The 1,220-nt window shown below is 57.3% G+C and carries 1 protein-coding gene; it reads right to left on the bottom strand.

Annotated elements, in window-relative coordinates:
• Positions 1-149 precede the first annotated feature (149 nt).
• Positions 150-1,058 (bottom strand): YqaJ viral recombinase family protein, encoded by a 909-nt coding sequence (locus P5540_19970; protein ID HRT67092.1) that lies wholly within the window; start codon positions 1,056-1,058, stop codon positions 150-152.
• Positions 1,059-1,220 lie beyond the last annotated feature (162 nt).

Genomic DNA, 1,220 nt, shown 5'->3' with positions numbered 1-1,220 from the left:
ATCCTCGATGGTCTGCAACTGGACGCCCCGTTCGCCCATGTTGATCGGCGCGACGCTTCTCGTTTCCTGGCGCATTTCCTGTTTCGTTTCATTCGATTCGTTTGACATAGTTTTTCCCTCCTGTTTTGGTGTACTGCTTGTCTATTACGCTATTTCTTCGCAGATTTCCGCAACACGCGGAAGATCGCGTCCTGAACGACATACCCTTTGCGGTGCGTGGTCTTGAAACTGAACCGCCATGGCCCGCATTCGGCGAACGTGTGATCGCCGATCTCGTTTTTCAGAGAGTTTTCGATCTGAACGATCTCTTCGTTGATTTCTGCGGCGCGCCGTTTCAGATCGTCCAACCGCTCGATACGATCGAGCCAGCCGTCCTCCGGCAACTCGATAGTCGATCCGTCATCGGCTGGATGCAGCCGCGCGATGAGTTTCGCGTCCGCGTCGCTTCCGGTCGGCGCCGGTTCGCGGCCGACGGCGATATCGTTCAGGAACTTCGCGCCGATGCGCAGGCAACCCTCGATGAGTTCATCATCGCGTTCAACCCGTATAATGTCCAGGCCGCGCGAACCGAGGCCGCGCAACGCCGCGATGTATCCGAACGGCGCATCCATCGTGGCCATCTGCATCTGAACCTGTACGTCGTAATGAATGGGGACGCGGCACGCTGAAAAATCGCGGGCCGCTTCGGTATTGGTTTCCGTCGTTTTGATTTCGACGGGCGCCTTCGCGCCGTCAACAATGGCGATGAAATCCGGCGTCGAAACCAGCCAGTCGTAAACTGGATGGATGGCGACCGTATACGGGCCAAGGTCGACCACGACGTGGCCCATGATGCGTGAGAATTCCTCGGCAATCACGGGTTCCAGCGCATGGCCCACGGCGAAACGGAGATTGTCTGCATCGTCTCGGTGCGTGTCGCCGCGTTTACGATGGAACAATTCAAATGAGCTGACATACGGGTCAACGCCGACTACGGCTGGCATCTGGCTGGCCGTGATATAATCGGGCGAATAATGCAGATCCAGCCATTCCCTTTCTGCCAGTTCGCGGGTTTTCATATCCGGCACCTCTCGCCGCGCCGCGGCACGCACCTCTTTGTGACATTTCCAATAGTTGGCCATCATTATAGTACAGTCTCCTCATCATATATTTTCCCTCCGACGTTCAGGTCGGCGGGCAGCTCGGTGATCGGGCAGCCGCGCAGGTTCAGACTGCCGCCG

The sequence above is a fragment of the Candidatus Hydrogenedentota bacterium genome (genome assembly GCA_035450225.1).
In the GTDB taxonomy this organism is placed as follows: domain Bacteria; phylum Hydrogenedentota; class Hydrogenedentia; order Hydrogenedentales; family SLHB01; genus DSVR01.
Note: the sequence above shows the minus strand (reverse complement) of the source record. Positions and strands in the feature narration are given on the sequence as shown.

Coding starts and splice junctions, on each gene's coding strand:
- P5540_19970 (HRT67092.1), bottom strand. CDS start 1,058: ATGAAAACCCGCGAACTGGCAGAAAGGGAATGGCTGGATCTGCATTAT.